At 63.6% G+C, this 25,570-nt stretch carries 25 protein-coding genes; 18 read left to right on the top strand and 7 right to left on the bottom strand.

Annotated features, from left to right (window positions below):
- The 12 genes from murG (at position 1) to ACWGTI_RS25615 (ending at position 16,048) form a co-directional block, all read left to right on the top strand.
- On the top strand, positions 1-1,125 hold the full coding sequence (gene murG / locus ACWGTI_RS25670) for an undecaprenyldiphospho-muramoylpentapeptide beta-N-acetylglucosaminyltransferase (protein ID WP_454589712.1): 1,125 nt from the start codon (positions 1-3) through the stop codon (positions 1,123-1,125).
- Positions 1,125-2,531, top strand: coding sequence for a UDP-N-acetylmuramate--L-alanine ligase (gene murC, locus ACWGTI_RS25665; protein ID WP_454589711.1), 1,407 nt, complete (start codon positions 1,125-1,127; stop codon positions 2,529-2,531). The genes murG and murC overlap by 1 nt, the downstream gene beginning before the upstream one ends.
- Positions 2,528-3,493 carry a UDP-N-acetylmuramate dehydrogenase gene (gene murB, locus ACWGTI_RS25660; RefSeq protein WP_454589710.1) on the top strand — a complete coding sequence of 322 codons (966 nt, stop codon included), beginning with the start codon at positions 2,528-2,530 and terminating at the stop codon, positions 3,491-3,493. Before murC ends, murB begins: the two co-directional genes overlap by 4 nt.
- A 450-nt stretch (positions 3,494-3,943) precedes the next feature.
- Positions 3,944-4,870, top strand: a complete 927-nt coding sequence (locus tag ACWGTI_RS25655; protein ID WP_454589709.1) for a D-alanine--D-alanine ligase — start codon at positions 3,944-3,946, stop codon at positions 4,868-4,870.
- Positions 4,858-5,799: a cell division protein FtsQ/DivIB gene (locus ACWGTI_RS25650; protein WP_454589708.1), complete on the top strand. Its 942-nt coding sequence runs from the start codon at positions 4,858-4,860 to the stop codon at positions 5,797-5,799. Before ACWGTI_RS25655 ends, ACWGTI_RS25650 begins: the two co-directional genes overlap by 13 nt.
- Entirely contained in the window at positions 5,796-7,103 is a 1,308-nt protein-coding gene (gene ftsA / locus ACWGTI_RS25645; protein WP_112560390.1) for a cell division protein FtsA, read from the top strand. Before ACWGTI_RS25650 ends, ftsA begins: the two co-directional genes overlap by 4 nt.
- A 66-nt stretch (positions 7,104-7,169) precedes the next feature.
- A complete protein-coding gene (gene ftsZ / locus ACWGTI_RS25640; RefSeq protein ID WP_454589707.1) occupies positions 7,170-8,822 on the top strand; it encodes a cell division protein FtsZ in 1,653 nt (550 codons plus the stop codon).
- A 275-nt stretch (positions 8,823-9,097) separates the two neighbouring features.
- Entirely contained in the window at positions 9,098-10,045 is a 948-nt protein-coding gene (gene lpxC / locus ACWGTI_RS25635; protein ID WP_454589706.1) for a UDP-3-O-acyl-N-acetylglucosamine deacetylase, read from the top strand.
- Positions 10,046-10,308: 263 nt separating this feature from the next.
- The gene (locus ACWGTI_RS25630; protein ID WP_454589705.1) at positions 10,309-11,178 is read left to right on the top strand and encodes an outer membrane protein assembly factor BamD; all 870 of its coding nucleotides are present in this window, start codon (positions 10,309-10,311) and stop codon (positions 11,176-11,178) included.
- A gap of 188 nt (positions 11,179-11,366) precedes the next feature.
- Positions 11,367-13,040 carry a DNA repair protein RecN gene (gene recN / locus ACWGTI_RS25625; protein ID WP_454589704.1) on the top strand — a complete coding sequence of 558 codons (1,674 nt, stop codon included), beginning with the start codon at positions 11,367-11,369 and terminating at the stop codon, positions 13,038-13,040.
- Between the two features lie 111 nt (positions 13,041-13,151).
- Complete coding sequence (ligA, locus tag ACWGTI_RS25620) at positions 13,152-15,356, top strand: NAD-dependent DNA ligase LigA (RefSeq protein WP_454589703.1); 2,205 nt, start codon at positions 13,152-13,154, stop codon at positions 15,354-15,356.
- A complete protein-coding gene (locus ACWGTI_RS25615) occupies positions 15,353-16,048 on the top strand; it encodes a DUF2461 domain-containing protein (protein ID WP_454589702.1) in 696 nt (231 codons plus the stop codon). Before ligA ends, ACWGTI_RS25615 begins: the two co-directional genes overlap by 4 nt.
- Before the next feature lie 18 nt (positions 16,049-16,066).
- Here the strand turns inward: ACWGTI_RS25615 and ACWGTI_RS25610 are convergent, their stop codons facing one another.
- Positions 16,067-16,825, bottom strand: coding sequence for an SDR family NAD(P)-dependent oxidoreductase (locus tag ACWGTI_RS25610; protein WP_454589701.1), 759 nt, complete (start codon positions 16,823-16,825; stop codon positions 16,067-16,069).
- A gap of 122 nt (positions 16,826-16,947) precedes the next feature.
- Between ACWGTI_RS25610 and ACWGTI_RS25605 the strand changes: the two genes are divergently transcribed.
- Together ACWGTI_RS25605 and ACWGTI_RS25600 are read left to right on the top strand one after the other, a co-directional pair.
- Positions 16,948-17,676, top strand: a complete 729-nt coding sequence (locus tag ACWGTI_RS25605; protein ID WP_454589700.1) for an AzlC family ABC transporter permease — start codon at positions 16,948-16,950, stop codon at positions 17,674-17,676.
- Positions 17,673-17,969 carry an AzlD family protein gene (locus ACWGTI_RS25600; protein ID WP_454589699.1) on the top strand — a complete coding sequence of 99 codons (297 nt, stop codon included), beginning with the start codon at positions 17,673-17,675 and terminating at the stop codon, positions 17,967-17,969. Before ACWGTI_RS25605 ends, ACWGTI_RS25600 begins: the two co-directional genes overlap by 4 nt.
- A 4-nt stretch (positions 17,970-17,973) precedes the next feature.
- On the opposite strand, the gene ACWGTI_RS25595 is transcribed toward ACWGTI_RS25600, so the two are convergent.
- The 3 genes from ACWGTI_RS25595 to ACWGTI_RS25585 form a co-directional block, all read right to left on the bottom strand.
- Positions 17,974-19,818, bottom strand: coding sequence for an aminopeptidase P family protein (locus ACWGTI_RS25595; RefSeq protein ID WP_454589698.1), 1,845 nt, complete (start codon positions 19,816-19,818; stop codon positions 17,974-17,976).
- 84 nt (positions 19,819-19,902) lie between these two features.
- Entirely contained in the window at positions 19,903-20,775 is an 873-nt protein-coding gene (locus ACWGTI_RS25590; protein WP_454589697.1) for a 50S ribosomal protein L11 methyltransferase, read from the bottom strand.
- A gap of 82 nt (positions 20,776-20,857) precedes the next feature.
- On the bottom strand, positions 20,858-21,436 hold the full coding sequence (locus tag ACWGTI_RS25585; protein ID WP_454574906.1) for an SCO family protein: 579 nt from the start codon (positions 21,434-21,436) through the stop codon (positions 20,858-20,860).
- A gap of 179 nt (positions 21,437-21,615) precedes the next feature.
- Here ACWGTI_RS25585 and ACWGTI_RS25580 point away from each other — a divergent pair, with 179 nt between their 5' ends.
- Entirely contained in the window at positions 21,616-22,119 is a 504-nt protein-coding gene (locus ACWGTI_RS25580; RefSeq protein ID WP_454589696.1) for a CreA family protein, read from the top strand.
- 68 nt (positions 22,120-22,187) lie between these two features.
- Positions 22,188-22,829: a DapH/DapD/GlmU-related protein gene (locus ACWGTI_RS25575; protein WP_454589695.1), complete on the top strand. Its 642-nt coding sequence runs from the start codon at positions 22,188-22,190 to the stop codon at positions 22,827-22,829.
- Positions 22,830-22,898: 69 nt separating this feature from the next.
- On the opposite strand, the gene ACWGTI_RS25570 is transcribed toward ACWGTI_RS25575, so the two are convergent.
- Entirely contained in the window at positions 22,899-23,255 is a 357-nt protein-coding gene (locus ACWGTI_RS25570; protein ID WP_454589694.1) for a hypothetical protein, read from the bottom strand.
- Between ACWGTI_RS25570 and ACWGTI_RS25565 the strand changes: the two genes are divergently transcribed.
- The gene (locus ACWGTI_RS25565; RefSeq protein ID WP_454589693.1) at positions 23,239-23,664 is read left to right on the top strand and encodes a low affinity iron permease family protein; all 426 of its coding nucleotides are present in this window, start codon (positions 23,239-23,241) and stop codon (positions 23,662-23,664) included. The two genes, ACWGTI_RS25570 and ACWGTI_RS25565, sit on opposite strands and share 17 nt — an antisense overlap.
- Before the next feature lie 9 nt (positions 23,665-23,673).
- Here ACWGTI_RS25565 and ACWGTI_RS25560 read toward each other — a convergent pair whose 3' ends face one another.
- Positions 23,674-24,540 carry an SDR family NAD(P)-dependent oxidoreductase gene (locus ACWGTI_RS25560; protein ID WP_454589692.1) on the bottom strand — a complete coding sequence of 289 codons (867 nt, stop codon included), beginning with the start codon at positions 24,538-24,540 and terminating at the stop codon, positions 23,674-23,676.
- Between the two features lie 134 nt (positions 24,541-24,674).
- On the opposite strand from ACWGTI_RS25560, the gene ACWGTI_RS25555 reads away from it, so the two are divergent.
- Positions 24,675-24,956: a hypothetical protein gene (locus ACWGTI_RS25555; protein WP_095773965.1), complete on the top strand. Its 282-nt coding sequence runs from the start codon at positions 24,675-24,677 to the stop codon at positions 24,954-24,956.
- Between the two features lie 10 nt (positions 24,957-24,966).
- On the opposite strand, the gene ACWGTI_RS25550 is transcribed toward ACWGTI_RS25555, so the two are convergent.
- A complete protein-coding gene (locus ACWGTI_RS25550; RefSeq protein ID WP_454574911.1) occupies positions 24,967-25,542 on the bottom strand; it encodes a TMEM175 family protein in 576 nt (191 codons plus the stop codon).
- Between the last annotated feature and the right edge of the window lie 28 nt (positions 25,543-25,570).

Raw genomic sequence — 25,570 nt, 5'->3', positions numbered from 1 at the left:
ATGGCGAGGGGTGTCATTCTTCTCGCGGCGGGCGGAACCGGTGGACATCTGTTTCCGGCCGAGGCGCTGGCGCATGAGCTGATCGAGCGCGGCTGGAGCGTGCAACTGGCGACGGACGACCGCGCGGAACGATTTGCCGGGCATTTCCCGGCCGCCGCCATCCATCCGATCCAGTCGGCGACGATGGGCTCGAAAAACCCTGTCGCCCTGCTTGGCGCGTTCTGGAAGATCTGGCGCGGCGTGCGGCAGGCTTCCGCCGTCATCGCCAGGATCAAGCCAGACGCGGTTGTCGGCTTCGGCGGCTATCCAACCTTGCCGCCGCTTTATGCCGCGACACGACGGAAGGTGCCGACGCTGATCCATGAGCAGAATGCGGTGATGGGCCGGGCCAACCGGGCGCTGTCCGGCCGTGTCGACGCCATTGCCGGCGGCTTCCTGCCCGAAGATGAAAGTGCTGCCGGCGCCAAGACGGTCATAACAGGCAATCCGGTCAGGCCGCCGATCCTGGAGGCCGCAAAGACGCCGTACACGCCATCCGCCGGGGAAGAGCCGTTTCGGCTCCTGGTGTTCGGCGGCAGTCAGGGCGCGCAGTTCTTTTCCGATGCCATGCCGGCGGCCATCGCACTGCTTTCCGATGCGCAACGCAAGCGGCTGGTGATCACCCAGCAGGCCCGCGCCGACGACGTGGCGCGGGTGAAAGCCGGCTATGCGGCCCTTGGCGTCCATGTCGAGGTCTCGCCCTTCTTCACCGATATGGCGCAGCGCATTGCGGCGGCGCATCTGGTGATTTCGCGCTCCGGCGCCTCGACGGTCTCGGAAATCGCCGTCATCGGCCGGCCGGCGCTGCTGGTGCCCTATCCCTATGCGCTGGACCACGACCAGGCAGCGAACGCGGCCGCCCTTGCGGCGGCCGGTGGCGGTGAAGTGCATCCGCAATCGTCGCTGTCGCCGGAGAGCATCGCGGCGCTTGTTGGCGGGCTGATGGACAGTCCCGAGCGGCTGGCGGCCATGGCTGCCGGCGCAAAGTCTGCCGGCAGGCCGAACGCGGCACGGTTGCTCGCCGATCTCACAGAGGCTATTGCGTCCAGAAAAACCGTATCGGATTTCAGGAAAGGGACGCATTGATGAAGATGCCGCAGACCATCGGCCTTGTGCATTTCATCGGCATTGGTGGCATCGGCATGAGCGGCATCGCCGAGGTGCTGCACAATCTCGGCTACAAGGTGCAGGGCTCCGACCAGGCCGACAGCGCCAATGTGCAGCGGCTGCGCGACAAGGGCATCGAATGCTTCGTCGGCCACAAGGCTGAGAATGTCGGCGCCGCCGAAGTCGTGGTCGTTTCGACCGCGATCAAGAAGACCAATCCGGAGCTGAAGGCTGCGCGCGAAAAGCTGCTGCCGATCGTGCGCCGCGCCGAGATGTTGGCCGAACTGATGCGCTTCCGCCAGGCCGTCGCCATCGGCGGCACGCACGGCAAGACGACGACGACCTCGATGGTGGCGACGCTGCTCGACGCCGGCGGGCTCGACCCGACGGTGATCAATGGCGGCATCATCAACGCCTACGGCACCAATGCCCGCATGGGCGATGGCGAATGGATGGTGGTCGAAGCCGATGAGAGCGACGGCACCTTCCTCAAGCTGCCGGCCGAAATCGCCGTCGTCACCAATATCGATCCCGAGCATCTCGACCACTATGGCAGCTTCGACAAGGTGCGTGAGGCGTTTCGCCAGTTCGTCGAGAACGTGCCGTTCTACGGCTTTGGCGTGATGTGCACCGACCATCCGGAGGTGCAGGCGCTGGTCAGCCGTATCGAGGACCGTCGCGTCATCACCTATGGCGAGAACGCGCAGGCCGATGTGCGCTTCACCAACCATCGCATGGCGGGCGCGGCCAGCGAGTTCGACGTGGTGATCCGCGACCGCAAGACCGGCGGCCAGACGACGATATCGGACCTGCGGCTGCCGATGCCCGGCCGCCACAACGTTTCCAACGCCACCGCCGCGATTGCGGTCGCGCATGAGCTCGGCCTGTCGGCCGAGGCGATCAAGAAGGGCCTGTCGTCCTTTGCCGGCGTCAAGAGGCGCTTCACCCACACCGGCTCGTGGAACGGCGTCGAGATCTTCGACGATTACGGCCATCACCCTGTCGAGATCACGGCGGTGCTGAAGGCGGCACGCAGCGCCACCAAGGGCCGTGTCATCGCCATCGCGCAACCGCACCGCTTCACCCGGCTGCACGATCTGTTCGACGAATTCTCGGTCTGCTTCAACGACGCCGACACGGTGATGCTGGCGCCGGTCTATGCGGCGGGTGAGGAGCCGATCGAGGGCGTGACCTCTGAGGCGCTGGTGTCGCGCATCCGCTCCGGCGGCCATCGCGATGCGCGCTATATCGAAGGTCCGACTGCCATCGCCCCCATCCTTCACGACTTGGCCAAGCCCGGCGACTTCGTCGTCTTCCTCGGCGCCGGCAACATCACCCAATGGGCCTATGCGCTGCCCAAAGAACTCGGCGGTGCGGTCTCATGATGCGCGGCCAGGACCTGCTCGACAAACTGGGCGATCGGCTTACCGGCTTGCGCGGCCGGCTGACACCGAACGCCGAGATGGACAAGATCACGTGGTTCCGCGCCGGAGGGCTGGCCGAGGCACTGTTTCAGCCGGCCGACGAGGAAGACCTTGCCGCCTTCCTGCGCGCCGTGCCGGAGGAGATCCCGCTGACCATCGTCGGTGTCGGCTCGAACCTGTTGGTGCGCGACGGCGGCATTCCGGGTTTCGTCGTCAGACTTTCGGCGAAGGGCTTTGGCGAGGCCGAGGCGGTTTCGCCGACCGGCATCAAGGCGGGAGCGGCGACGCCCGACAAGCGTGTTGCTGCCGTCGCCTATGAGGCCGGCATTGGTGGCTTTCATTTCTATCACGGCATTCCCGGCGCCATTGGCGGCGCGCTCAGGATGAATGCCGGCGCCAATGGCGCCGAGACGCGCGAGCGCGTCGTCGAGGTGCGGGCGCTCGACCGCAAGGGCAATCTCCACACGCTCAGCAATGAAGACATGGGTTACGCCTATCGCCATTCGGCAGCACCGGCCGGGCTGATCTTCACCTCGGCCATTTTCGAAGGTGTTCCCGAAGACAAGGCGGCGATCAAGGCGGCGATGGACGCCGTCCAGACGCATCGCGAGACGGTGCAGCCGATCCGCGAGAAGACCGGCGGCTCGACCTTCAAGAATCCGGAAGGCACTTCGGCCTGGAAAGAGATCGACAAGGCCGGCTGCCGTGGGCTGATGATCGGCGGCGCGCAGATGTCGCCGATGCACTGCAACTTCATGATCAACACCGGAACCGCGACCGGCTACGACCTCGAATATCTCGGCGAGACGGTGCGTGCCCGCGTGCTTGAAAATTCGGGTATCCGGTTGCAGTGGGAAATCAAGCGCCTCGGCAATTTCCGCCCCGGCCATGCCGTGCAGGAATTCCTCGGGCAACTGCTTTAAGGCGCATTGATATTCAGGTGAGGCCGGCCTGCAAACGATGGCCTTCTGCGCTTCCGGTGCTCATGGACCCAATGTCCGCTTCGGTTCTCGAACGCCACCATTTTCGGCTCGGCCTGACCTGAATCTCAACGCGCCTTGGTGCGTTAGCGCGTGCTGAAGTTCATGTGATGCATGAACTTCGAACGGTCTGAAATACCCGTCCGACCGTTGCTGCAAAGACTCACAATCCGCTTTTTCCGGCTGTTTTTACGGAAAGTGAATCTGTCGGAATCATAAGCACTTGCCAGCGAATCAACTCTCTGATTCTCTGCCCTAAAGCGTTTCCTGATTTGAGTCGTTCGACGCGTCGACCGCGTTTTCCGTCTGGGGGGCAACCTGCCGGGAGACTCGGACTCAATCTGGTCGCTGAATGCGTGGTTGCGAGCCCGCCGTGAGAGGGGATGACGGGATATGAAGAACAAGCATGTGGCTGTCCTCCTGGGCGGGTTCTCGTCCGAGCGGCCCGTGTCTCTGTCTTCGGGGAAGGCGTGTGCTGATGCGCTTGAGAATGAAGGCTACCAGGTTACCCGCGTCGATGTTGCGCGCGATGTCGGCGCCGTGCTCGCGGAACTCAAGCCGGATGTTGTCTTCAACGCGCTGCACGGCCCGTTCGGCGAGGACGGCACCATCCAGGGCATCCTCGAATATCTGGCCATTCCCTACACCCATTCGGGCGTGCTCGCCTCGGCGCTCGCCATGAACAAGGAACAGGCCAAGAAGGTTGCCAAGGCTGCCGGCATTGCGGTGGCGGAATCGAAGGTTGCCAGCCGCTTCGCCATCCAGAACAAGCATCCGATGAAGCCGCCCTATGTGGTCAAGCCGGTCAATGAAGGCTCGAGCTTCGGCGTCGTCATCGTGCATGAAGGCCAGTCGCATCCGCCGCAGGTCATCGGCTCGTCCGAGTGGAAATATGGCGAAACCGTCATGGTCGAGCGCTACGTCCATGGCCGTGAGTTGACCTGCGCTGTCATGGGCGACGTGGCGCTTGGTGTCTGCGAGATCATTCCGACCGGACATTCCTTCTACGACTACGATTCAAAATACGTCGCCGGCGGATCAAAACACGAAATCCCTGCTAAAATTTCACCGAATATTTACCAAAAAATACAGACACTGGCGCTCAAGGCACATCTGGCTATCGGCTGTCGGGGCGTTTCCCGGTCGGACTTCCGCTATGACGATCGTCACTCCGAAAACGGCGAAATTGTCTGGCTCGAGATCAACACTCAGCCTGGCATGACACCGACGTCTTTGGTGCCTGAAATCGCCGCCCAAGCGGGGCATCCGTTCGGCGATCTGTTGAGTTGGATGGTGGAGGACGCTTCGTGTCTGCGTTGAAATGGGGACAGGACAAGGGCAGGGGCGGCGCCGGGCCGGCGCTGTTCGGCATGCCGTTGTCGTTCGACCATTTCGTGCTGCCGCGCGTGCTGCGCCGGCCGGTGCGCGTGCTGGCGCGCCTGGGTGGCGGCGACTTTGTCGCGCCGCGTTTTTCCGCGGCCATCCTGTCCCTTTCGCTCATTGCATCAAGCAGCCTTTATGGCGCCATTCTCGGCGGCCATGCCGACGACATCGTCCAGAGCATCACCGCCCGCACCGGCTTTGCCGTCGACCAGATCAAGGTGGTGGGCAATCGCCAGACCTCGGAGATCGACATACTGGACCGGCTTGAGCTCGATGGCTGGACCTCGCTGATCGGCTTCGATGCCGAGGCGGCGCGGGAACGGATCGACACCTTGCCCTGGGTCGAAGTGGCGGCCGTGCGCAAGGTCTATCCGCATACACTGGAAGTGCGCGTCGAGGAGCGTGAGCCCTTCGCGCTCTGGCAGCAGGGCTCGGAACTTTCGGTCATTGAGCGGTCCGGTGCGGTGATCGCGCCGTTCTCGGGCGGCAAGCAGGCCTTGCTGCCGCTGCTCATCGGCACCGGTGCGCCGGCCAAGGCGCCCGACTTCGTGGCCAAGATCAAGAAATTTCCCGAGCTTGCCGCGCGGGTCAAAGGCTATATCCGCATCGGCGAACGGCGCTGGGACCTGAAGCTGGAAAACGGCATCACGGTCAAGCTGCCCGAGGATGGCGAGGATCAGGCGATTGCCGATCTGGTCCGCATGGATCATGACAACGGTCTTCTGACGCGCGATATCGCTGCCGTCGACATGCGCATCTCCGATCGCCTGGTCGTGCAGCTGACGCCGGAAGCAGCGACGCAGCGCCAGGCCGCGCTCAACGAAAGGCCGCAGAACCTGAAGCGCAAGCCGGAGACGAAGATATGAGCTGGCTTGGCGGCAATAGCGATGCCTCTTCGCGCCGCTCCGGCACGCTGACCGTGCTGGATGTCGGCTCGAGCAAAGTTTGCTGCGTGGTGGCGAAGCTGAAGCCGCGCGAGGACGGCAAGCTGTTGCGTGGCCGCTCGCATCGCATCCAGGTGATCGGCATCGGCCATCAGAAGTCGCAGGGCGTGAAGTCGGGCGTGGTTGTCGATCTCGACCGCGCCGAACACGCCATTCGCCTGTCCGTCGACGCCGCCGAGCGCATGGCGGGACTGACCGTGGACTCGTTGATCGTCAACATGACGGCCGGCCGGCTGAAGAGCGAAACGTACTCGGCCACCATCAATCTCGGTGGCCATCAGGCCGACGAGGCCGATATCAAGCGCGTCCTTGCCGCCGGCGCCAAGCAGGCACTCAAGGCCGAGCGCGACGTGATCCATTCGCTGCCGGTCGGCTTTTCGCTGGACGCCGAACGCGGCGTGCGCGATCCGCGCGGCATGGTCGGCGATCAACTCGGCGTCGACATGCATGTGCTGACCGGTGACGCCGCACCGCTGCGCAATCTGGAGCTCTGCATCAACCGCTCGCATCTTTCGGTCGAGCGCATGGTGGCAACGCCCTATGCCAGCGGGCTTGCGGCGCTTGTCGACGACGAACTCGAAATGGGTGCCGCCTGCATCGACATGGGCGGCGGCACGACGACAATCTCGGTGTTTTCGGAAGGCAAGTTCGTCCATGGCGACGCCATCGCCATCGGCGGCAACCATGTGACGCTGGATATGGCCAAGGGCCTGTCGACGTCGCTCGACGCCGCCGAACGGCTGAAGGTGATGCATGGCTCGGCGCTGCCCGGCAGTGCCGACGATCGCGACCTGGTTTCGATCCAGCCGATCGGCGAGGAAGGCGAGATGCCGCTGCAGATCCCACGCTCGGTGATGACGCGCATCATCCGCGCCCGCATCGATGAGACGCTGGAACTCCTTCGCGACCGGCTGAACAAGTCCGGCTACGGCAATGCCGTGGGAAAACGCGTCGTGCTGACCGGCGGCGCCAGCCAGCTCGCGGGCCTGCCGGAAGCGGCGCGCCGGATTCTCGGACGCAATGTGCGCATCGGTCGCCCGCTTGGCGTGGCGGGCCTGCCGGAAGCCGCCAAGGGGCCGGCTTTCTCGACGGCGGTCGGACTGCTGATCTATCCGCAGATGGCGAGTTTCGAGAGCCATCCGGCGAAAGGAATTTCCGGTCTCAGGATGACCGGAACGGGCGGAAAACTGCATCGCATGAGTCAGTGGTTGAGAGACAGTTTCTAATTGACGGGGACAGCCCCATAGGCGGCCGCGGCGGCGAAGCGGCGGGAAAGGCAAAGGACGGAGACAATGACCATCAATCTGCAAAAGCCGGACATCACCGAGCTCAAGCCGCGGATCACCGTGTTCGGTGTCGGCGGCGGCGGCGGCAATGCCGTCAACAACATGATCACCGCCGGCTTGCGCGGCGTCGAGTTCGTGGTGGCCAACACCGACGCGCAGGCGCTGACCATGTCGAAGGCCGAGCGGCTGATCCAGCTCGGCGCGCACGTCACCGAGGGCCTCGGCGCCGGATCGCAGCCGGAAGTCGGCCGCGCGGCGGCTGAGGAGTGCATCGATGAGATCATCGATCACCTCTCCAACACCCATATGTGCTTCGTCACCGCCGGCATGGGCGGCGGCACCGGCACCGGTGCTGCCCCGGTCGTTGCCCGCGCGGCGCGCGAAAAGGGCATCCTCACCGTCGGCGTCGTCACCAAGCCGTTCCATTTCGAAGGCCAGCGCCGCATGAAGACGGCGGATATGGGCATCGAGGAACTGCAGAAATGCGTCGACACCCTGATCGTCATCCCCAACCAGAACCTGTTCCGGCTGGCCAATGACAAGACCACCTTCGCCGACGCCTTCGCCATGGCCGACCAGGTGCTCTATTCCGGAGTTGCCTGCATCACCGATCTGATGGTCAAGGAAGGCCTGATCAATCTCGACTTTGCCGACGTTCGCTCGGTGATGCGCGAGATGGGCAAGGCGATGATGGGCACCGGCGAGGCTTCAGGCGAGGGCCGCGCGATGGCCGCCGCCGAAGCAGCGATCGCCAACCCGCTGCTCGACGAGACCTCGATGAGGGGCGCCAAGGGCCTGCTGATCTCGATCACCGGCGGCCGCGACCTGACCCTGTTCGAAGTCGACGAAGCCGCGACCCGCATCCGCGAAGAGGTCGACCAGGACGCCAACATCATCCTCGGCGCCACCTTCGACGAGGAGCTCGAAGGCGTCATCCGCGTCTCGGTTGTCGCGACCGGCATCGACAAGTCGGCGGCCGAAATCGCCGCGGTGCCGATCTCGATCCGCGCCGTGCCGTCGCAGCAGAAGCCTGTCAGCCGTCCGGCTCCGGCGGCGGAAAGCCGGCCAGCGCCGGTCCAGCAGACCTATGAGCCGCGCGCGGCCGATCCGGTCGCCGAGGCGATCCAGCTTGCCGAAGCCAATGCGGCGGCAATGGCTCGTCCGGCGCCGATGGCTCAGGCGGAAGACTTCCGCCCGCAGAGCAAGATCTTCCAGGCTCCGCCTGCCCAGCCGCAGCCTGTCGTGCAGCAGGTCATGCAGCCGGCGCCGCTGAGGGAAATGCCGCAGCCGGTGGCTGCCGCACCGCAGCGCATGCCCCGGGTGGAGGATTTTCCGCCGGTGGTGAAGGCCGAGGTGGAAGCCAAGGCCCGTCCGGCCGATCATGAAAACAGCGGGCCGATGGGGCTGCTCAAGCGGTTGACCAACGGGCTGACGCGCCGCGAGGAAGAGCCGGCCCGACTGCAGCCGGCGCAGCCGCGCGAACCGAAACTGCGCCAGGCAGCGCCGGAAATGCGCCGCCTTGCCAGCCAGGATCCGCAGCTTTACGCACCGCGCCGCGGCCAGCTCGACGATCAGGGCCGGCTGACGCCGCAGACCAGGTCAGCCCAGGAAGACGACCAGCTGGAGATCCCGGCTTTCCTGCGCCGCCAGGCTAACTGAGCCGTTAACGGTATGTAACACTTGTTAACAGGCAGACGAGAGATCGTTTGCCTGTTAACACTTAAAGTGGTTTGATATCAACGCGTTACGATACGACGCTCACAGCAGCTCGCGGTTACACAGAGTAAGAAACCGTGATTTGGAGTCTCCCTGACGGGCCACTATCTTTGCCGCAGCACTTTCGGTGTGCTGGGATTCGGGGAGTTGGCCCTGCCTGCCGATAATCAAGAGCCGCGCCCTTTGGGGCTATAAAGCGGACACTGGCGTTATGGGCTATGGGGTTTGTCTTGCAAGACTACCAGACGACACTTCGATCGCGTGCAACGCTGACAGGTACCGGCGTTCATAGCGGCAAACCGGTCACCGTCAATTTCCTTCCCGCGGACGCCGACACCGGCGTCATCTTCCACCTTTCGAACGGAAGCGAGAGCCGGGAGTTCCGTGCGCTGGTTGCCGAAGTCGGCGCAACCGACCTCTGCACCATGCTCGGCGATCCGGCAGGCGAACATATCGCCACCGTCGAACATCTGATGGCGACGCTCTTCGGGCTCGGCATTGACAACATCGTCATCGAGATCGACGGCCACGAAGTTCCGATCCTCGACGGCAGCGCGGTGGCGTTCGTCGAAGCCATCGACCAGGCCGGCATCGAGACGCTGGCGGTCAAGCGCCGCTACATCAGGGTGGTCAAGCCGGTCCGGATCGAGAACGGCGCGTCCTGGGCCGAGTTCAGGCCCTATAGCGGCACGCGCTTCGAGGTCGAGATCGATTTCGAAAGCCCGGCGATCGGCCGTCAGCTGTTCGCCTCCGACATCAACCCCGACATCTTCCGCCAGGACATTGCGCGCGCCCGCACCTTCGGTTTCATGAAGGATGTCGAGCGGCTGTGGGCGGCCGGCTATGCGCTGGGCTCGTCGCTGGAGAACTCTCTGGTGATCGGCGACGACAACCGGGTGATCAACATGGGCGGCCTGCGCTATCCCAATGAATTCGCCCGCCACAAGACGATGGACGCGATGGGCGATCTGGCGCTGGCCGGCGCCCGCTTCATTGGCTGCTTCCGTTCCTATCGCGGCGGCCACCGGATGAACGCCGCGGCCTTGCGGCGCCTGCTGTCCGACCGTTCAGCCTTCGAGGTCGTCGAGACCACGCGCCGCGAGCGCGGCCGTTCCGCCGAGATGAGCGCCGTCACCGGGCCTGTCTTTGCGCCCTGGGTAATCTGATTCTTAATGGTTTTCTGGCTTTCTTGGCGTCGGCTGGTGTTGCATGGATGCATCACTGGCCGGTGAAAGCGCATAGCTTTCGGGGCAACGCCAGGCCGCCACAAAAATGTGCGATTGGCTAGACATAGCGTTGCTGGGCAAGGCAGTTATGGTTTATGGCTGCCGCCGTCTATTTGGTGCATGTCGCTCAAAAGTGGGGATCAGTTTTGAGGGAACGCCATGCGAAAGGCATTGAAATAACGCCGAAAGGGCGCAATCCAATCATGTTCTTCAAGCGAGTTGGTCAATCGAAAGCGCCGTATCGGGCTGTTTTCCTGGCGCTTTCGGTGGTTGTGCCATCGCTGTTCCTCTCGGCCTGCATGTCGTCGGAGAAAGACGTCGATCTGTCGACCTATGTCGACCAGACCGAACCGGCGGACGTCCTTTACAATCAAGGCCTTGCCAATCTGAACGCCGGCCGCCTGGATGAGGCGAGCAAGAAGTTCGACGCCGTCGACCGCCAGCATCCCTATTCGGAATTCGCCCGCAAATCGATGGTGATGGGCGCCTTTGCCGACTACCGCGCCGGCCATTATGACGAAGCGATCGGCTCGGCCAAGCGCTACCTCACGCTCTACCCGTCGACCGACGACGCCGCTTATGCGCAATACATCATCGGCCTGAGCTACTACCGTCAGATCAAGGACGTCACCCAGGACCAGAAGGAAGCTCGCCAGACCGTGCAGACGATGCAGGATCTGGTGACGCGCTGGCCGACTTCGGAATATGTCGACGACGCCAAGGACAAGATCCGCTTCGCCAACGACCAGCTGGCCGGCAAGGAGATGCAGATCGGCCGCTACTATCTCGAACGGCGCGAATACATCGCTGCCGTCAAGCGCTTCCGCAATGTGGTCGAGAACTATTCCAACACCCGCCACGTCGAAGAGTCGCTGGCGCGTCTGACGGAAAGCTATTACGCGATGGGTCTGACCTCGGAAGCGCAGACAGCTGCCGCCGTGCTCGGCACCAACTATCCCGACAGCCAGTGGTACAAGGATTCCTACAAGCTCTTGCAGAGCAACGGGCTTGAGCCGCGCGAGAATGCCGGATCGTGGATATCCAAGGCCGGAAAGCTGATCACCGGCGCCTGAAGCCTCTACAAAGGCGGACAGCGCTTTTCGGATTGATCCGACGCTCAAACAAAAAGATAGTGCGGCGCTGCGACTCCACCGGTCGCATGCCGCATTGAGGCGCGTCGCGCCTTAAGTCTTTTGTCTTGTGCATGCCGTTGTCCCAAACCGATCCGCTTTGGGACGACATGCGATAGGTTCGGGTTCTGATGCTTTCCAGACTGTCGATCCGCGATATCGTCCTGATCGAGAAGCTGGATATCGACTTCCAGCCCGGCCTTTCCGTGCTGACCGGTGAAACCGGCGCCGGCAAATCCATCCTGCTCGACGCGCTGTCGCTGGCGCTTGGCGCGCGCGGCGACGCCTCGCTGGTGCGCCACGGCGCGGCGCAGGGCCAGGTCATTGCCGTGTTCGACGTACCGCGCAACCACCCTGTGCGCGCGCTGCTGGCCGAAAACGCCATCGAGGACGACGGCGATATCATCCTGCGCCGGCTGCAGACGGCCGATGGCCGCACCCGTGTCTTCGTCAACGACCAGCCATCCAGCGTCACCCTGATGCGCGACATCGGCCATGCACTGGTCGAAATCCATGGCCAGCACGATGAGCGCGCTCTGGTCGATCCGGGCGCACATCGCGAATTGCTGGACAGTTTTGGCGGTCATCTCGGTGCTGCCCGCGCGACTGGCGAGGCATGGCGCTACTGGCGCGGCTGCGAACAGGACTTCGCCAGGCACCGCGCGAAGGTCGAGGCGGCGGCGCGCGAGGCCGATTATCTCAGGGCGTCCGTCGCCGAACTGGCCAAGCTCGATCCGCAGCCCGGCGAGGAGACGCAGCTGGCGGAACTGCGTGCCACGATGATGCGAGCGGAAAAGATTGCTTCGGAAATACATGACGCGCAGGATGTGCTGTCTGGCCCGTCCTCGCCGCTGCCGCAGCTCGCCAGCCTGCTCAGGCGGCTGCAGCGCAAGGCGAGCGAAGCGCCGGGCCTGCTCGAGGATGTGGTGAAGTCGCTTGATGAGGCGATGCTGTCGCTCGACGCCGCGCAGTCCGGTGTCGAGGCGGCTTTGCGCGCCACCGAATATGATCCGCAGCGGCTGGAGAAAGCGGAGGAGCGGCTGTTTTCGCTGCGCGCGGCGTCACGCAAGCACAGTGTGCCCGTCGACGATCTGGCGCAGCTGCGCGATACGATGTCCGCCGACCTTGCCGATCTCGATGCCGGCGAAGGGCGCCTGCATGTCCTGGAAAAGCAGGCTGCAGCCGCGCGCGAAGCCTATGACATTTCCGCGGCCCAGCTGTCCTCGCTTCGCCACGCCGCCGCGATCGGCTTGACCAAGGCTGTCATGGCCGAACTGCCGGCGCTCAAGCTCGAGCGGGCCGAGTTCATCGTTGAACTGGCCAGCGATGGCGAGAACCGTATGGAAGAAGGCATCGACCAGGTAGAGTTTTGGGTGCGCACCAACCCCGGCACCAGGGCCGGTCCGATGATGAGAGTCGCATCCGGCGGCGAGCTGTCGCGCTTCCTTCTCGCGCTCAAGGTGGCGCTGGCGGACCGCGGCTCGGCGCCGACATTGGTCTTCGACGAGATCGACACCGGGGTCGGTGGCGCCGTGGCCGATGCCATCGGCCAACGGTTAGCGAGGCTGTCGACGCGGGTGCAGGTGCTCTCGGTCACGCATGCGCCGCAGGTCGCGGCGCGTGCGGCGACGCATTTCCTGATTTCGAAATCCGGCGGCTCCGACAAGGTCGCCACCGGCATTGCCGAGATGGACCGGGCGGCGCGCCAGGAAGAGATCGCGCGCATGCTGGCCGGCGCCACCATCACTGACGAGGCGCGCGCCGCGGCCGAGCGGTTGCTGCGCGAAAATACCGCCGCTGCTTAGGCTGTCGCATGGCTTTGGGCAGAGTCAGGATATGGCTCCATCCCGCTGTTCGGGAATGATTTTTCCGAAATCCTGATTTATGGTGTCGCGCCACTGTCCAGGGACCGCTGCATGTCTGAAAAACCAGTCGAATCGTTGAGCGAAAACGAGGCCGCGGATGAGCTCCAGCGGCTGGCCGAGGAGATCGCCGGCCATGACCGGCGCTACCATGCCGAGGACGCGCCGACGATCACAGACGCCGAATATGATGCGCTGCGGCGGCGCAATCTTGCCATTGAAGAGCGCTTTCCCGGTCTGGTGCGCGAGGACTCGCCCTCGCTCAGGGTCGGCGCTGCGCCGGCGGAAGGCTTTGCCAAAGTGCGCCATGCCGTGCCGATGCTCAGCCTCGCCAAGGCCTATACCGACGAGGACGTCGCCGATTTCATCGACCGTGGCCGGCGCTTCTTCGACCGCGACAAGGATCTCGACATCGCCTTTACGGCCGAGCCGAAGATCGACGGGCTGTCGGCGTCGCTGCGCTATGAACGCGGCGTGTTCGTGCAGGGCGCTACGCGCGGCGACGGCGCTGTCGGCGAAGACATCACCGCCAACCTCAGGACCATCGCCGACATTCCCGCCAAGCTGAAGGGCTCGGGCTGGCCCGAGACCATCGAGATCCGCGGCGAGGTCTACATGACCTATGCCGAATTCGAGGCGCTGAAGGCGCGCTCGGCGGCGGTTGGCGGCCAGGACTATGTCAACCCGCGCAACACGGCGGCGGGATCGCTGCGCCAGAAGGATGCGTCCGTCACCGCCAGCCGCAATCTCAGATTTTTCGCCTATGCGTGGGGCTACACCACGCACGATCCTGCGCCGACGCAATTCGAGTCGGTGCAAAAATTTGCCGAGTGGGGATTCAAGGTCAGCCCGCTGATGGTGCGGGCGAAGTCTGTCGAGGAACTGATCGCGCAGTATCATAAGATCGAAGAACTGCGCTCGTCGCTCGGCTATGACATTGACGGCGTCGTCTACAAGGTCGACCAGCTGGAACTGCAGCGCCGCTGGGGTTTCGTCACCGGCGAGCCGCGCTGGGCGGTAGCGCATAAATTCCCGGCCGAACAGGCGATGACGACGGTGCAGAGGATCGACATCCAGGTCGGCCGCACCGGCACGCTGGCGCCGGTGGCACGGCTGGCGCCGGTCACCGTCGGCGGCGTGGTGGTCGAAAACGTCACGCTGCACAATGAGGATTACATCAAGGGCTTCGACAGCAATGGCCTGCCGATCCGCGACGGCATCGATGTCCGCATCGGTGACACGGTTGTCATACAACGGGCCGGCGACGTCATTCCACAGATCGTCAGCGTCGTCGTCGACAAGCGGCCTGCCGATGCAGTGCCTTACGAATTCCCGCACACTTGTCCGGTCTGCGGCTCGCCGGCGACGCGCGAGGTCAACGAGAAGACCGGCAAGGAGGATTCGCGCCGGCGCTGCACCGGCGAGCTGATCTGTGCCGCGCAGGCCGTGGAACGATTGCGCCACTTCGTCTCCCGCGGCGCGCTCGACATCGAGGGCCTTGGTGCGGAAAACATCGACCTGTTCTTCAATTCGGGACTGGTCAAGACAGCCGCCGACATCTTTACCCTCAGGGACCGCCGGCCGGCCGTCACCAGGGCGCTGGCCGAGCGGCGCGAGGAGCAGGCCAGGCAGCGTGAGGCGGCATCGGGCAAGGCGCGCAAGAATGTGCGCGGTGTCGAGGATCGCAATTATGAAGGCCTCGACAAGTTGTTCGCCGCCATCGATTCGCGCCGCGAGCCGGAACTCGACCGTTTCATCTTCGCGCTCGGCATCCGCCATATCGGCGAAACGACGGCAGCCGTGCTTGCCCGGACGTTCTCCACCATCGACGAGCTGATCCGCGTCGGCAAGGAGACGGCCGCGGCGGAGGATCCGCACAGTGTCTTCCCTTCGATCAACGGCATCGGCGACACGGTGATCGATGCGCTGCGCGATTTCTTCGGCAATGAGCGCAATGACGACGTGCTCGACAAGCTGCTCGAGCAGGTCAAGCCGAAGCCTTATATCGTCACCGTTTCTGCCGACAGCGAGGTTGCCGGCAAGACCATCGTCTTCACCGGCACGCTGGAAAAGATGACGCGCTCCGAAGCCAAGGCGATGGCCGAGCGGCTCGGCGCCAAGGTGGCAGGTTCGGTCTCGGCGAAGACGGATCTGCTGGTGGCTGGGCCGGGTGCGGGCTCCAAACTGAAGCTTGCCAGTGAACTCGGCGTCGAAGTCATCGACGAGGACACCTGGCTGCAACGGGTCGGCAAGGCGTGACCGGCGGCGCGTTCAAAGGCTTTGGTCCGAAAGCCATTCCGTTCTTCAAGGCGCTTGATTTCCACCAGAGCCGCGAATGGTTCCAGGAGAACCGCGCGCTTTACGACAGCGATCTGCATAGGCCGATCGGCGATCTGGTCGAGACCCTCACAGAGCGCTTCGCAGCGGCGGGGCTTGGCCTGCGCGGCGACCGCAAGAAGTCGCTGTTTCGCATCAACCGCGATGTCCGCTTTGCCAAGGACAAACGGCCCTACAACCGGCATGTTTCGGCCATCCTGTCGCCGGATGGCAGCAAGACAGGCCTGGGCGTCTTCTACGTGCATATCGGGCTGGAGCGCTGCTTTGCCGACGTCGCCTGGTGGAACCCGGAGCCGCCGCTTTTGCTGGCGATGCGCAAGGCGATCACCGATCGGCCCGGCGATTTCCGCAAGCTGCTTTCAACGTTGAAGAAAAACGGCCTCGAATTCGAAACCGAAGGCCGCATGAAGCGGGCGCCGCGTGGTTTCGAGCAGATCGCGGACGCCGATCTCGCGGAGGCCGTGCGCAACCGGTACTTCGTCGTCCAGCGTGTCATCGATCCGGCCGAAATTCACGCGCCGGCGCTGGTCGACGAGCTTGTCGATTTTACCTTACGCGCCAGGCCGCTGCTCGACTGGGGCAGGGCGATCCAGGGCACCGCGCCGCGGAGCTAGCCCAGGCACGCTGCGTGGCTACATCCGCATCAAAAGACCGCCGTCGACCGCCAGTTCGATACCAGTGACGTAGCTTGCCGCGTCGGAAAGCAGGAAGAGCGCCGCATTGGCCATGTCCTGCGGCGTGCCGATGCGGCCGAGCGGGGTGTAATCGGCAACGGCAGCGCGCTTCTCCTCGGTGTCCCAGCGCGCCTGCAGCGGCGTCAGCGCCATGCCCGGGCAGATCGAATTGGAGCGGATGCCGTCGCTCGCCAACTGCATGGCGAGCGACTTCGACAGCGCGCATACGCCGGCCTTGGAGGCCTGGTAGGCATCCTGCGGTTTGGGATCGCCGCGATACCACTGGATGGTCGAGAAATGCACCATGGCGCCGCCGCGCCCGCCGGCGCGCATATGCGGAACGACAGCCCGCGCGGTATGGACGAAGGATTTCAGATTGATGTTGAACACCTGGTCCCAGACATCGAGGTCCATTTCAAGGGCGGACTTGTCGCGGCCGAACCAGAGTACGCCTGCGACATTGGCGAGATAGTCGATGCCGCCGCGCTCGCGACCTGCCGCTCCAATGGTCTGCTCGACAAAGGCGGCGTCGGTGAGGTCGCCCTGGGCGAAGGTGAGCCGGTCGTCATGGGCGGCAAGGGACGCCGGACGCGGCTTGATGTCGAGGGCGGTGACCGAGGCCCCGGCATTGAGCAACGCCAGCGTGATTGCCTCGCCCATACCGCCACCGGCGCCAGTGACGACCGCGTGCCTGCCGGTGAAATCGTAGACGATCATGTGAACCCCTCGTGAAGCTTCGCGACGCCTTACATCAGTTTCGCTGATCTGTTGGCTCAAGCGCATTCGTCTGACTTTTCGAACGTTGGCTCCTACATAGCAGCGCGATTGGGAAATGTGACATGTCGGCAGAGACCTTAACCGAAAAATCTGTGGCCAGCGATTTCTGGGACGGCGTACGGCTGTCGTTGCCGGTGGTGGTCGCCGCGGCCCCGTTCGGGGTGCTGTTCGGTGCAATCGCGGTGGATAACGGCTTTTCCGTTCTCGAAGCTTTTCTGATGAGCGCCACGATCTATGGTGGCGCCAGCCAGATGGTCGGCATCGAACTGTTCGGCCAGCACGTCGCGCCTTGGCTGATCGTGCTGTCGATTTTTGCGGTGAACTTTCGTCATGTGCTCTACTCCGCCGGCATCGGGCGGCGCATCGCGCACTGGCCTGTGATCCAGCAGGCACTGGGCTATTTCGTCCTCACCGATCCACAATTCGCCATCGCCGAAGCGAGGGCAGAATCGGGCCGTTCCGTCGGCTTCGTCTGGTATATGGGTGTCGGCCTGCCGGTCTATGTGTTCTGGGTGATCGAGAGCGGCCTGGGCGCCGTGTTCGGCAAGCTCATCCCGGACACGCACGCACTCGGCATCGATTTCCTGCTGCCGATCTATTTCCTTGGGCTGGTGCTGGGCTTTCGCAAGCGGCCTTTGTGGCTGCCGGTCGTGATCGCCAGCGCCGCCGCCTCGATCATTGCCTACAAGACAGTCGGTTCGCCCTGGCACGTTTCCATCGGCGCCATTGCCGGCGTGCTCCTGGCGGTCATCCTGCCGCCGCACCATAGCGGCGTGGAGGCAAAGCGATGAGCGCGACCTTCTGGATCATCATTGCCGGTGCGATCGCCACCTATCTCACCCGCGTCGGCGGCCATCTGGTCATCTCGCGCTTCGACCACATCCATCCACGCGTCGAGGCCGGCCTCAACGCCGTGCCGGCCGCGGTGCTGACGACGCTGGTGGCGCCGGCCGCCCTTAGCGCCGGGCCGGCCGAATGGGCGGCGCTGATCGTCACCGCCGTGGTGTCGTTGCGCGGCGGCCTGATGGCGATGTTTTTGGCCGGGGCGGCCGTGCTGATCCTGGCGCGGCAGTTCGTCGGGTAGAATCTCAAATCTTGGCATCGTGCGGCAGCGGAGCCGTCGCCTTCTCCAGCCAGGCCAGCGTCTCGCCGTCGAGCATCGGGCCAATCTCGGCCAGCACCCAGGCGTGATACCGGTCGAGCCATTGCAGCTCGTCGCGGTGCAAGAGGTCGGTGCGGATCAGGCGCTTGTCGATCGGCACCAGTGTCAGCGTCTCGAAACTGTGCATGGCGATGTCGCCGCCCTCTACCGGTTCGGCCTGCGTCACCAGGATCAGGTTCTCGATTCGGATGCCGTAGGAGCCTTCCTTGTAGTAGCCGGGTTCGTTGGAGAGCATCATGCCGGCAAGCAGCTTTTCGGTGCCGGTGCGAGCGATACGCTGCGGCCCTTCATGGACGGCCAGATAGGAGCCGACGCCATGCCCGGTGCCGTGAGCGAAGTCGCAGCCATGCTTCCACAGCGCTATGCGCGCCACCGCGTCGATTTCGGAGCCGCGCGTGCCGGCGGGGAAGCGCAGTGTGGAAATACCGATCATGCCTTTCAGCACCAGGGTGAAGCGCTCGCGCATTTCTTCGGTCGGCTGGCCGATAGGCACGGTGCGGGTGATGTCTGTCGTGCCGTCCTGATACTGAGCGCCGGAATCGAGCAGAAACAGCTCGCCCTTTGCCAGCTTGCGGTTGGTGGCGCGCGACACGCGGTAATGCATGATGGCGCCGTTCGGGCCGGCGCCGGAAATGGTGTCGAAGGAGACGTCACGCAACGGCATCTGCGTTTCCTCGCCGGTCAGCCGGCGCGTCTCTTCCAGGTTGGTGACGACGGTTATTTCGTCGAGCGAGCCCGGCTCCTGCCGCTCCAGCCAGCACAACAGCTTCGCCACGGCCGCGCCGTCGCGGCGATGCGCTGCGCGGCTGCCGGCGATTTCGGCCTGGTTCTTGGTCGCACGCGGAATGCGGGCGGGATCGGGCGCGGAAACAACGGTGCCGCCATTGTCCTCGACCAGCATTCTGAGCTTTTCCGCCGCCAGCACCGGGTCGAGCGCGATCCTTGCGCCGCCCTTGGCAAGGGCGACGACCGCCGCCTCGAACTCGCCGGGCTCGTGCAAGTCGGCAAGCTGGGTGAGATAGGCCGCGACCGTGCGTGAGAACTTGCGCTGGTCCATGAACAGCTGATGTTTGCCGTCGGCGGCGAGGATCGCAAAGCCGAGCGCCAGCGGCGTGTGTGGCACGTCGCCGCCGCGAATGTTGAAGGCCCAGGCGATCGAGGAGGGATCGGTGAGCACGGCGTGCGTTGCGCCGTCCTTGCCGATCGCCGCCGCCAGCCGCACCAGCTTGTCCTTGGCCAGTTCGCCGGCGAAGCCGATCGGGTGAATCTCGACGGGTGCCGCCGGCGGTGCCGGCTGATCCTTCCAGATGATGTCGATCGGATTCTTGTCCAGCGGCACCAGCGTGGCGCCGGATTGCTCGGCCGAGGCTTTCAGCGCCTTGACCTCGTTGATCGTGTGCAGCCAGGGGTCGAAGCCAAGCCGCGCGCCCTTGCCGAGATTGTCCTTGATCCAGGACGCCGGTGGATTGTCGACGAGGCTCTCGATGGCAAAAATGTCGAGATCGACCTCACCGCGTACCTGCAGCGTGTAACGCCCGTCGACGAACATGAAGGCGCGGTCGCGCAGCACGAGCGCGACGCCGGCGGAGCCGCTGAAGCCGGTCAGCCATTTCAGCCGCGCGGAGCGGTCGGCGACATATTCGCCCTGATGCTCGTCGGCGCGAGGCACGAGGAAACCGTCCAGGCCATTGTCCGCCAGCCATTGCCGAAGCAACGCCACGCGCGGCTTGCCGACACTGGCATCGCCGGCGGAATCAAAGGTCTGGAACATGGCGGGTCCTCCTGTATTGCGAGCGACCGTAGCGCATGACCCGGAAAACCGGAATCGATTTTCGATGACGCGAATTGGTCCAGCTCAGTGCTTGAGGTGGATCGTCACCCAGCCCTCGCGGTGCAAGGTCCTGACATGGCGAAAATTCTGGCCGACATAGGCCGAGATCACCGCGTTGCATTGGCGATCGAGGATGCCGGACAGCACGATCGAGCCGCCGAGCCTGATATGCTTTGCCATTTCCGGCGCGAGCCGCATCAATGGCCGCGCCAATATGTTGGCGACGATGAGATCGAAAGGGGCGCGCTTGCCAAAGATCGGGTGGTGGAAGCCGGGCGCCGTCACGGTTTCGACCAGCGCTTTCACATGGTTGAGGCGCGCATTGGCGGCGGCGACCCGGACGGCGATCGGATCGATATCGGTCGCCAGCACCGGAATATGCGCCAGCTTGGCGACGGCAATGGCCAGCACCGCGCTGCCGGTGCCGAGGTCGAGAGCATTGCTGGGATGCTCGCGCCGCACAACCCGCTCCAGCATTTCCAGGCAGCCGGCGGTGGTGCCGTGATGGCCGGTGCCGAAGGCAAGGCCGGCCTCGATCTCGATGGCGAGTTCGCCGCTATGGCGCTTCCGGCGGTCATGCGCGCCATGGACGAAGAAACGCCCGGCGCGCACCGGCTTCAGCCCTTCCAGCGAGCGCGCCACCCAGTCGATGTCGGGCAAGACCTCGCGTTCGATAGGCTTCGATAGCGAAAGTCCGGCAAGGATGTCTTTCAGCCTTGTCTCGACCGCGTCGACATCGCCGTCGGCATAGAGCGAGACTTCGTAGATATCGCGGTCCTCGTCGACCTCGAGCACGGCAAGCGGCAGGCCTTCATCCTCGAAAGCGAGTTCGAGCGCGGCGAAGATGCTGTCGGCTTCGACCTTGCCAGCGATGAAATGGAGCCTGGTCTGCACCATCAGCTGGTCTCTTGTTTGAGCATGATCTCCGGACAAAACCTTTTTGTCCGAGAAAACCGGATTCCACTTTTTGGGATCATGCTTAGCCTGCCGCCAGCCGCTTCAGCTTGGCAATCGCCGTGTCGGCGCTCTCACCGTAAGCGATGGTGCCGGCGAACTCGCCCTTGGCATTGAGCAACAGCACCGAGGCGGTGTGGTCCATCGTGTAGTCGCCGTCGCCGGTGTCGACCTTCTTCCAGTAGATGCTGAAGGACTTCGCCATGGCGTGCACTTTATCGGGATCGCCCGATATGCCGACGATGCGGTCAGAGAAATTGCCGACATAGGTTTTCATCACCTCGGGCGTGTCGCGCTCCGGGTCGACGGTAACGAAATAGGCGTTGAGGTTCTTGCCGTCGTCCCCCAGGGTCTTCAGCCAACCGGCCAGTTCGAACAGCGTGGTCGGACAGACTTCCGGGCAATGGGTGAAGCCGAAGAAGACGACGCTGGGATGGCCGCTCCTCAAGGCGGCTTCGGTGATCGGTCCGCCTTTCTGGTCGACCAGCGCGAAGGCCCCGCCATACGGCTCGCCGCCATAATGGCCCTTGTACCAGTCGAAGGTGAGCCAGCCGATGCCGGCCGCCATCAGAACCAGAATGCCGACCAGGATTGAACGCATCATCAGGAAGTGTCCGTCGTGATTTTGATGGGCGCCGGATTGGCGCCCGCAGCGGCAGTCTTAGCCGGTCGCGAGGGTCTAGGCAAAGATGCCGCGTTGCCGCAACCGGACCGGGCACTACCTTGCAAACAGCAGATCCTGATCCCACCTGAGGCCGGCAAACTGAACCTGAGGAGGCTCCCTTGCTACGACGGATTGGGCAGAAACTGTTCGGCGGCGCGCTGGCCGCATGCATTGCCCTTGGCGCCGGTGCTGCCGCGGCGGAGGAAGTCGGCAAGGTCGGCGTTGACTGGCTCGGCAACGACATCATCGTCGAGGCCATCAAGGATCCCAAAGTCGACGGCATCACATGCCACGTCTCCTATTTCGACCGCGGCGTGATCGACCGCCTGCAGAAAGGCAACTGGTTCGAGGACCCGTCCGATTCCTCGATTTCCTGCCGCCAAACCGGGCCGATCACCATCGGCGACATCGACATGAGCGAGGGCGGCGAAGAGGTGTTCAAGCAAGGCATCAGCCTGATCTGGAAGAAGCAGGTGGTGAACCGCATCTACGACAAGAAGAACGAGACGCTGATCTATCTGTCGCATTCGCGCCAGGTGCAGGACGGCTCGGCGAAAATGTCGGTGACCACCGTGCCGCTGTTTGGCCAGAGCGTGGTATGGACCAACGGCCAGCCGAAATAGCCAGTTACTCTGGGCTGTTTGGCGGCGCGACAATTGCTTCCGCAATTGCGCGGAGGTAAAGCCGCGCCATGGACCGTACCGAAAACCTTGTCCTGAAAGACCCCGAGCCGCGCATCCATCCGACCGCGGAGCTCAAGGCGTGCAAGCTCGGGCGCTATGCCTCGATCGGCGAGCGCGTCGTGCTGCGCGAGGTCAATGTCGGCGACTTCTCCTATTTCGAGCGCCACGCCGAGGCGATCTACACCACGATCGGCAAATTCTGCTCGATTGCCGCCAACAGCCGCATCAATGCACTGGAGCATCCGATCGAGCGGTTGACCCAGCACAAGCTGAGCTACCGGCCGAACGAGTACTTCCGCTGGCTGGGCGTCGACGCGGCGTTCCGCGAGCGGCGGCAGGCCAAGGCCGTCAGCATCGGCAACGATGTCTGGATCGGCCATGGCGCTGTCATCATGCCCGGCATCAGCATTGGCAACGGCGCCATTGTCGGCGCCAATGCAGTGGTGACGCGGGATGTGCCAGCCTATGCGATCGTCGCCGGCGTGCCGGCAAAACAGTTGCGCCGGCGTTTTTCCCCTGAGATCGCGGCGCGGATCGAAAACCTCGCCTGGTGGGACTGGCCGCCGGAGAAACTCGCCAAAGCGGTTCCCGACATGCAGGCCTTGCCGCTCGAAGCTTTCCTTGACCGCTGGGAACAGGAACGCTCCTGAACGCAGCGGTCAGATGAGCATGCCGCCGGGCTCCTCGATGCGCATGCGCGTCTTCGTCGACTGGCTGGCCTAATCCTTGCGCCGAAGTTCTGAACAGCGCCTGTCGGGAAGAGATCCGTCGGTCTGCGGCAACAGAACCCCTTCCGCTCTGCGGGGGTGGCGCAGCGGAAGGGCTTTGGAGATAAACCGCCGTGAAGCGGAAGAACCAGGCTCTTTGGCCTGCACAGTGACTATGGCAACAAAGCCATAAGGCGGCTTTTTCGGGTGCCACGCTTTTCGCGTGTGTTCAATTGTAGCCGCGATATCACCTGCGACAGAGAACCGGGAGCGGCTGCCGACTGTTTCTTGCTGAGCGATGAACGCGGCGCCGTCCGGCTTGCCGCGTTTCGGGCAATTGAAGGATTTTGAATTGGAAAAGCTGTTCACGAGGATCGCCAACACGGTCGCTCATCTGGCCGGGCTGCCGCTGACCTTTGTCGGCTGCTGCGCGATCGTCATCGTCTGGGGGGTCAGCGGGCCATTCTTCGGCTTTTCCGATACATGGCAGTTGGTCATCAACACCGGAACGACGATCATCACCTTCCTGATGGTGTTCCTGATCCAGAACACCCAGAACCGCGACGGCGCCGCGGTCCAGGCCAAGCTCGATGAACTGATCCGGGTCGGCAAGGGTCACAACCATTTCATCGGCATCGAGCACCTGACCGAAACCGAGGTCGAGGAGATCCGTGACAAATGCGAGCGCGCGGCAAAGCGTCACGACCGCGAGATCGCCGAGCTGGCTGCCAAGAAAGCCGTCACGCAGAAGCGCACCGCGAAAAAACGCGCCGCCTGAATTCGCTGGTCAGCGCTCCATGAAGGCCGCAAAAGCGTCCTTGTGGTCGGGATGCCAGCGCGACAGGGCAGGGCGGTTCTCGATGATGTCGCCGATCGCCCAGGCCATGCGTTTTTCGTCCGTCGGCCGCTTCACCTCATTGTCCGGGCAAAGGATGTAGAAATCGCCACGCATGAGGGAGGCCAGCATGAAGTCGATGACCTGCTCGCCGGTCCAGGCGCCGGCCGGTTTTTCGGTCGCGCCCTCGGTGATGCCGGTGAAGGTGAAGCCGGGAATGAGAAGATGTGCCGCAACCTTCGCGCCCGGTTCGTTGCGCAGTGCGTGCGCCAAGCCTTCGGTGAAGGTCTTCAACGCCGATTTGGAGACGTTGTAGGCCAGATTGCCTGGCGGCGTAGTGATGCCCTGCTTGGATCCGGTGTTGATGATCAGGCCGGGCTTGCCCGACGCCAGCATAGCCGGCGCGAAAGCCTCCACGCCATGCACGACGCCCCAGAAATTGGTGTCGAGCAATCGCCTCCAAGCTACCCGGTTTTCCCAGGGCTTGCCCGGATTGTTGCCGACGCCGGCATTGTTCATGACGATCGACACCGCCCCGAAAGCGCTGTCGACGGTGTTGGCCAGCCTTTCGACGTCGTCGATGTAGGAGACGTTGGTGGCAACTGCAAGAACGTTATCGTCGCCACCGATCGCTGCGACGACCTGCTTGGCTTCGTCCAAACGCGCGCCGCCGAGATCGGCAAGCACCGTCTTCATGCCCATCGCCGCGAAACGTTTCGCGGCGGCAAGGCCGATGCCGCTGGCGCTGCCGGTGATAACGGCGACATTGCCTGGGCTGAGGGCGGGCAAAGCGGACTGGATTTCGGCGTCGGAGGTCATGGTCTTTTCCTTGGCTTGGGGTTGCGCCGAACTTAGCGCCAGACGCGGCCCATTCAAGCCCGTTGCAGTGGCTTCGGGTTGACCGGAGCGGTGGGCGCTGCGCATGCTGCCTGCCATCGAAGGAGATCGACCGATTGACCGACTGGATTGCAATCCTGAAGGAGCAGACCGCCACCGGTGACCAGATGGGCCGCGAGGTGCCGCAGATGCTCGCCAATCCCGATATCAGCGAAGCACAGGTGAAGACGCTGTTTTCGGCGCTGGAAAAACAGGCCGAGTTCGTCGAGAAATTGCGCATGGCGCTGGAAAAATTCGGCCATGATTTTTCGATCATCAAGGCGGCCGAACGGCTTGAGGAGCGCTATGCCGATCTCGCCGCGTCGGTCGCCGAAAAGCTGAAGGCGATGCGCAAGTAGTGGCGGCGCGCTACTTTTCGATCACCCGCGAAAAACGCGTATCCGGCACGAACCAGATCGCGGCCACCAGAACATAGATCGCCAGGCCGATCCACTGGTTGACGAACGTCAGCAGCACCGCCGTTGTGTAAAGCGCTACCGAAATCTTGCCCTTGCGGTCACTGCCCAACGCCTTGGCGAAGGCGGTCTCGTTGCCGTGCAGATGGTGCAGCTTGGTCACAAGAAACCTGTAGGCGACCCCGCACAGCACCAGGTCGACGCCATAGACGGCGACGGGGATCGGCGCGAAATGGTTCTCGCCCATGAAGGCCGTCGTTGCCGGGATCAGCGACAGCCAGAACAGAAGGTTGAGGTTTGCCCACAGCACGCGGCCGTCGACGCGCTGCACGGTGTGGAACATGTTGTGCAGATTGTTCCAGTAGATGCCGACATTGATGAAGGACAAGACATAGCTGAAGAAGATCGGCCACAGCGGCGCCAGCGCTGATAGGTCCTCGCCATGCGGCACTTTCAGCTCCAGCACCATGATGGTGATGATGATGGCGACGACGCCATCGGTGAATGCCTCAACCCTGCCTTTGCCCATGGATTCTCCCTCTCGATGGACAGACGTT

This window comes from Mesorhizobium sp. ArgA1 (genome assembly GCF_053714375.1).
This window is presented reverse-complemented; position numbering and strand designations above follow the sequence as displayed.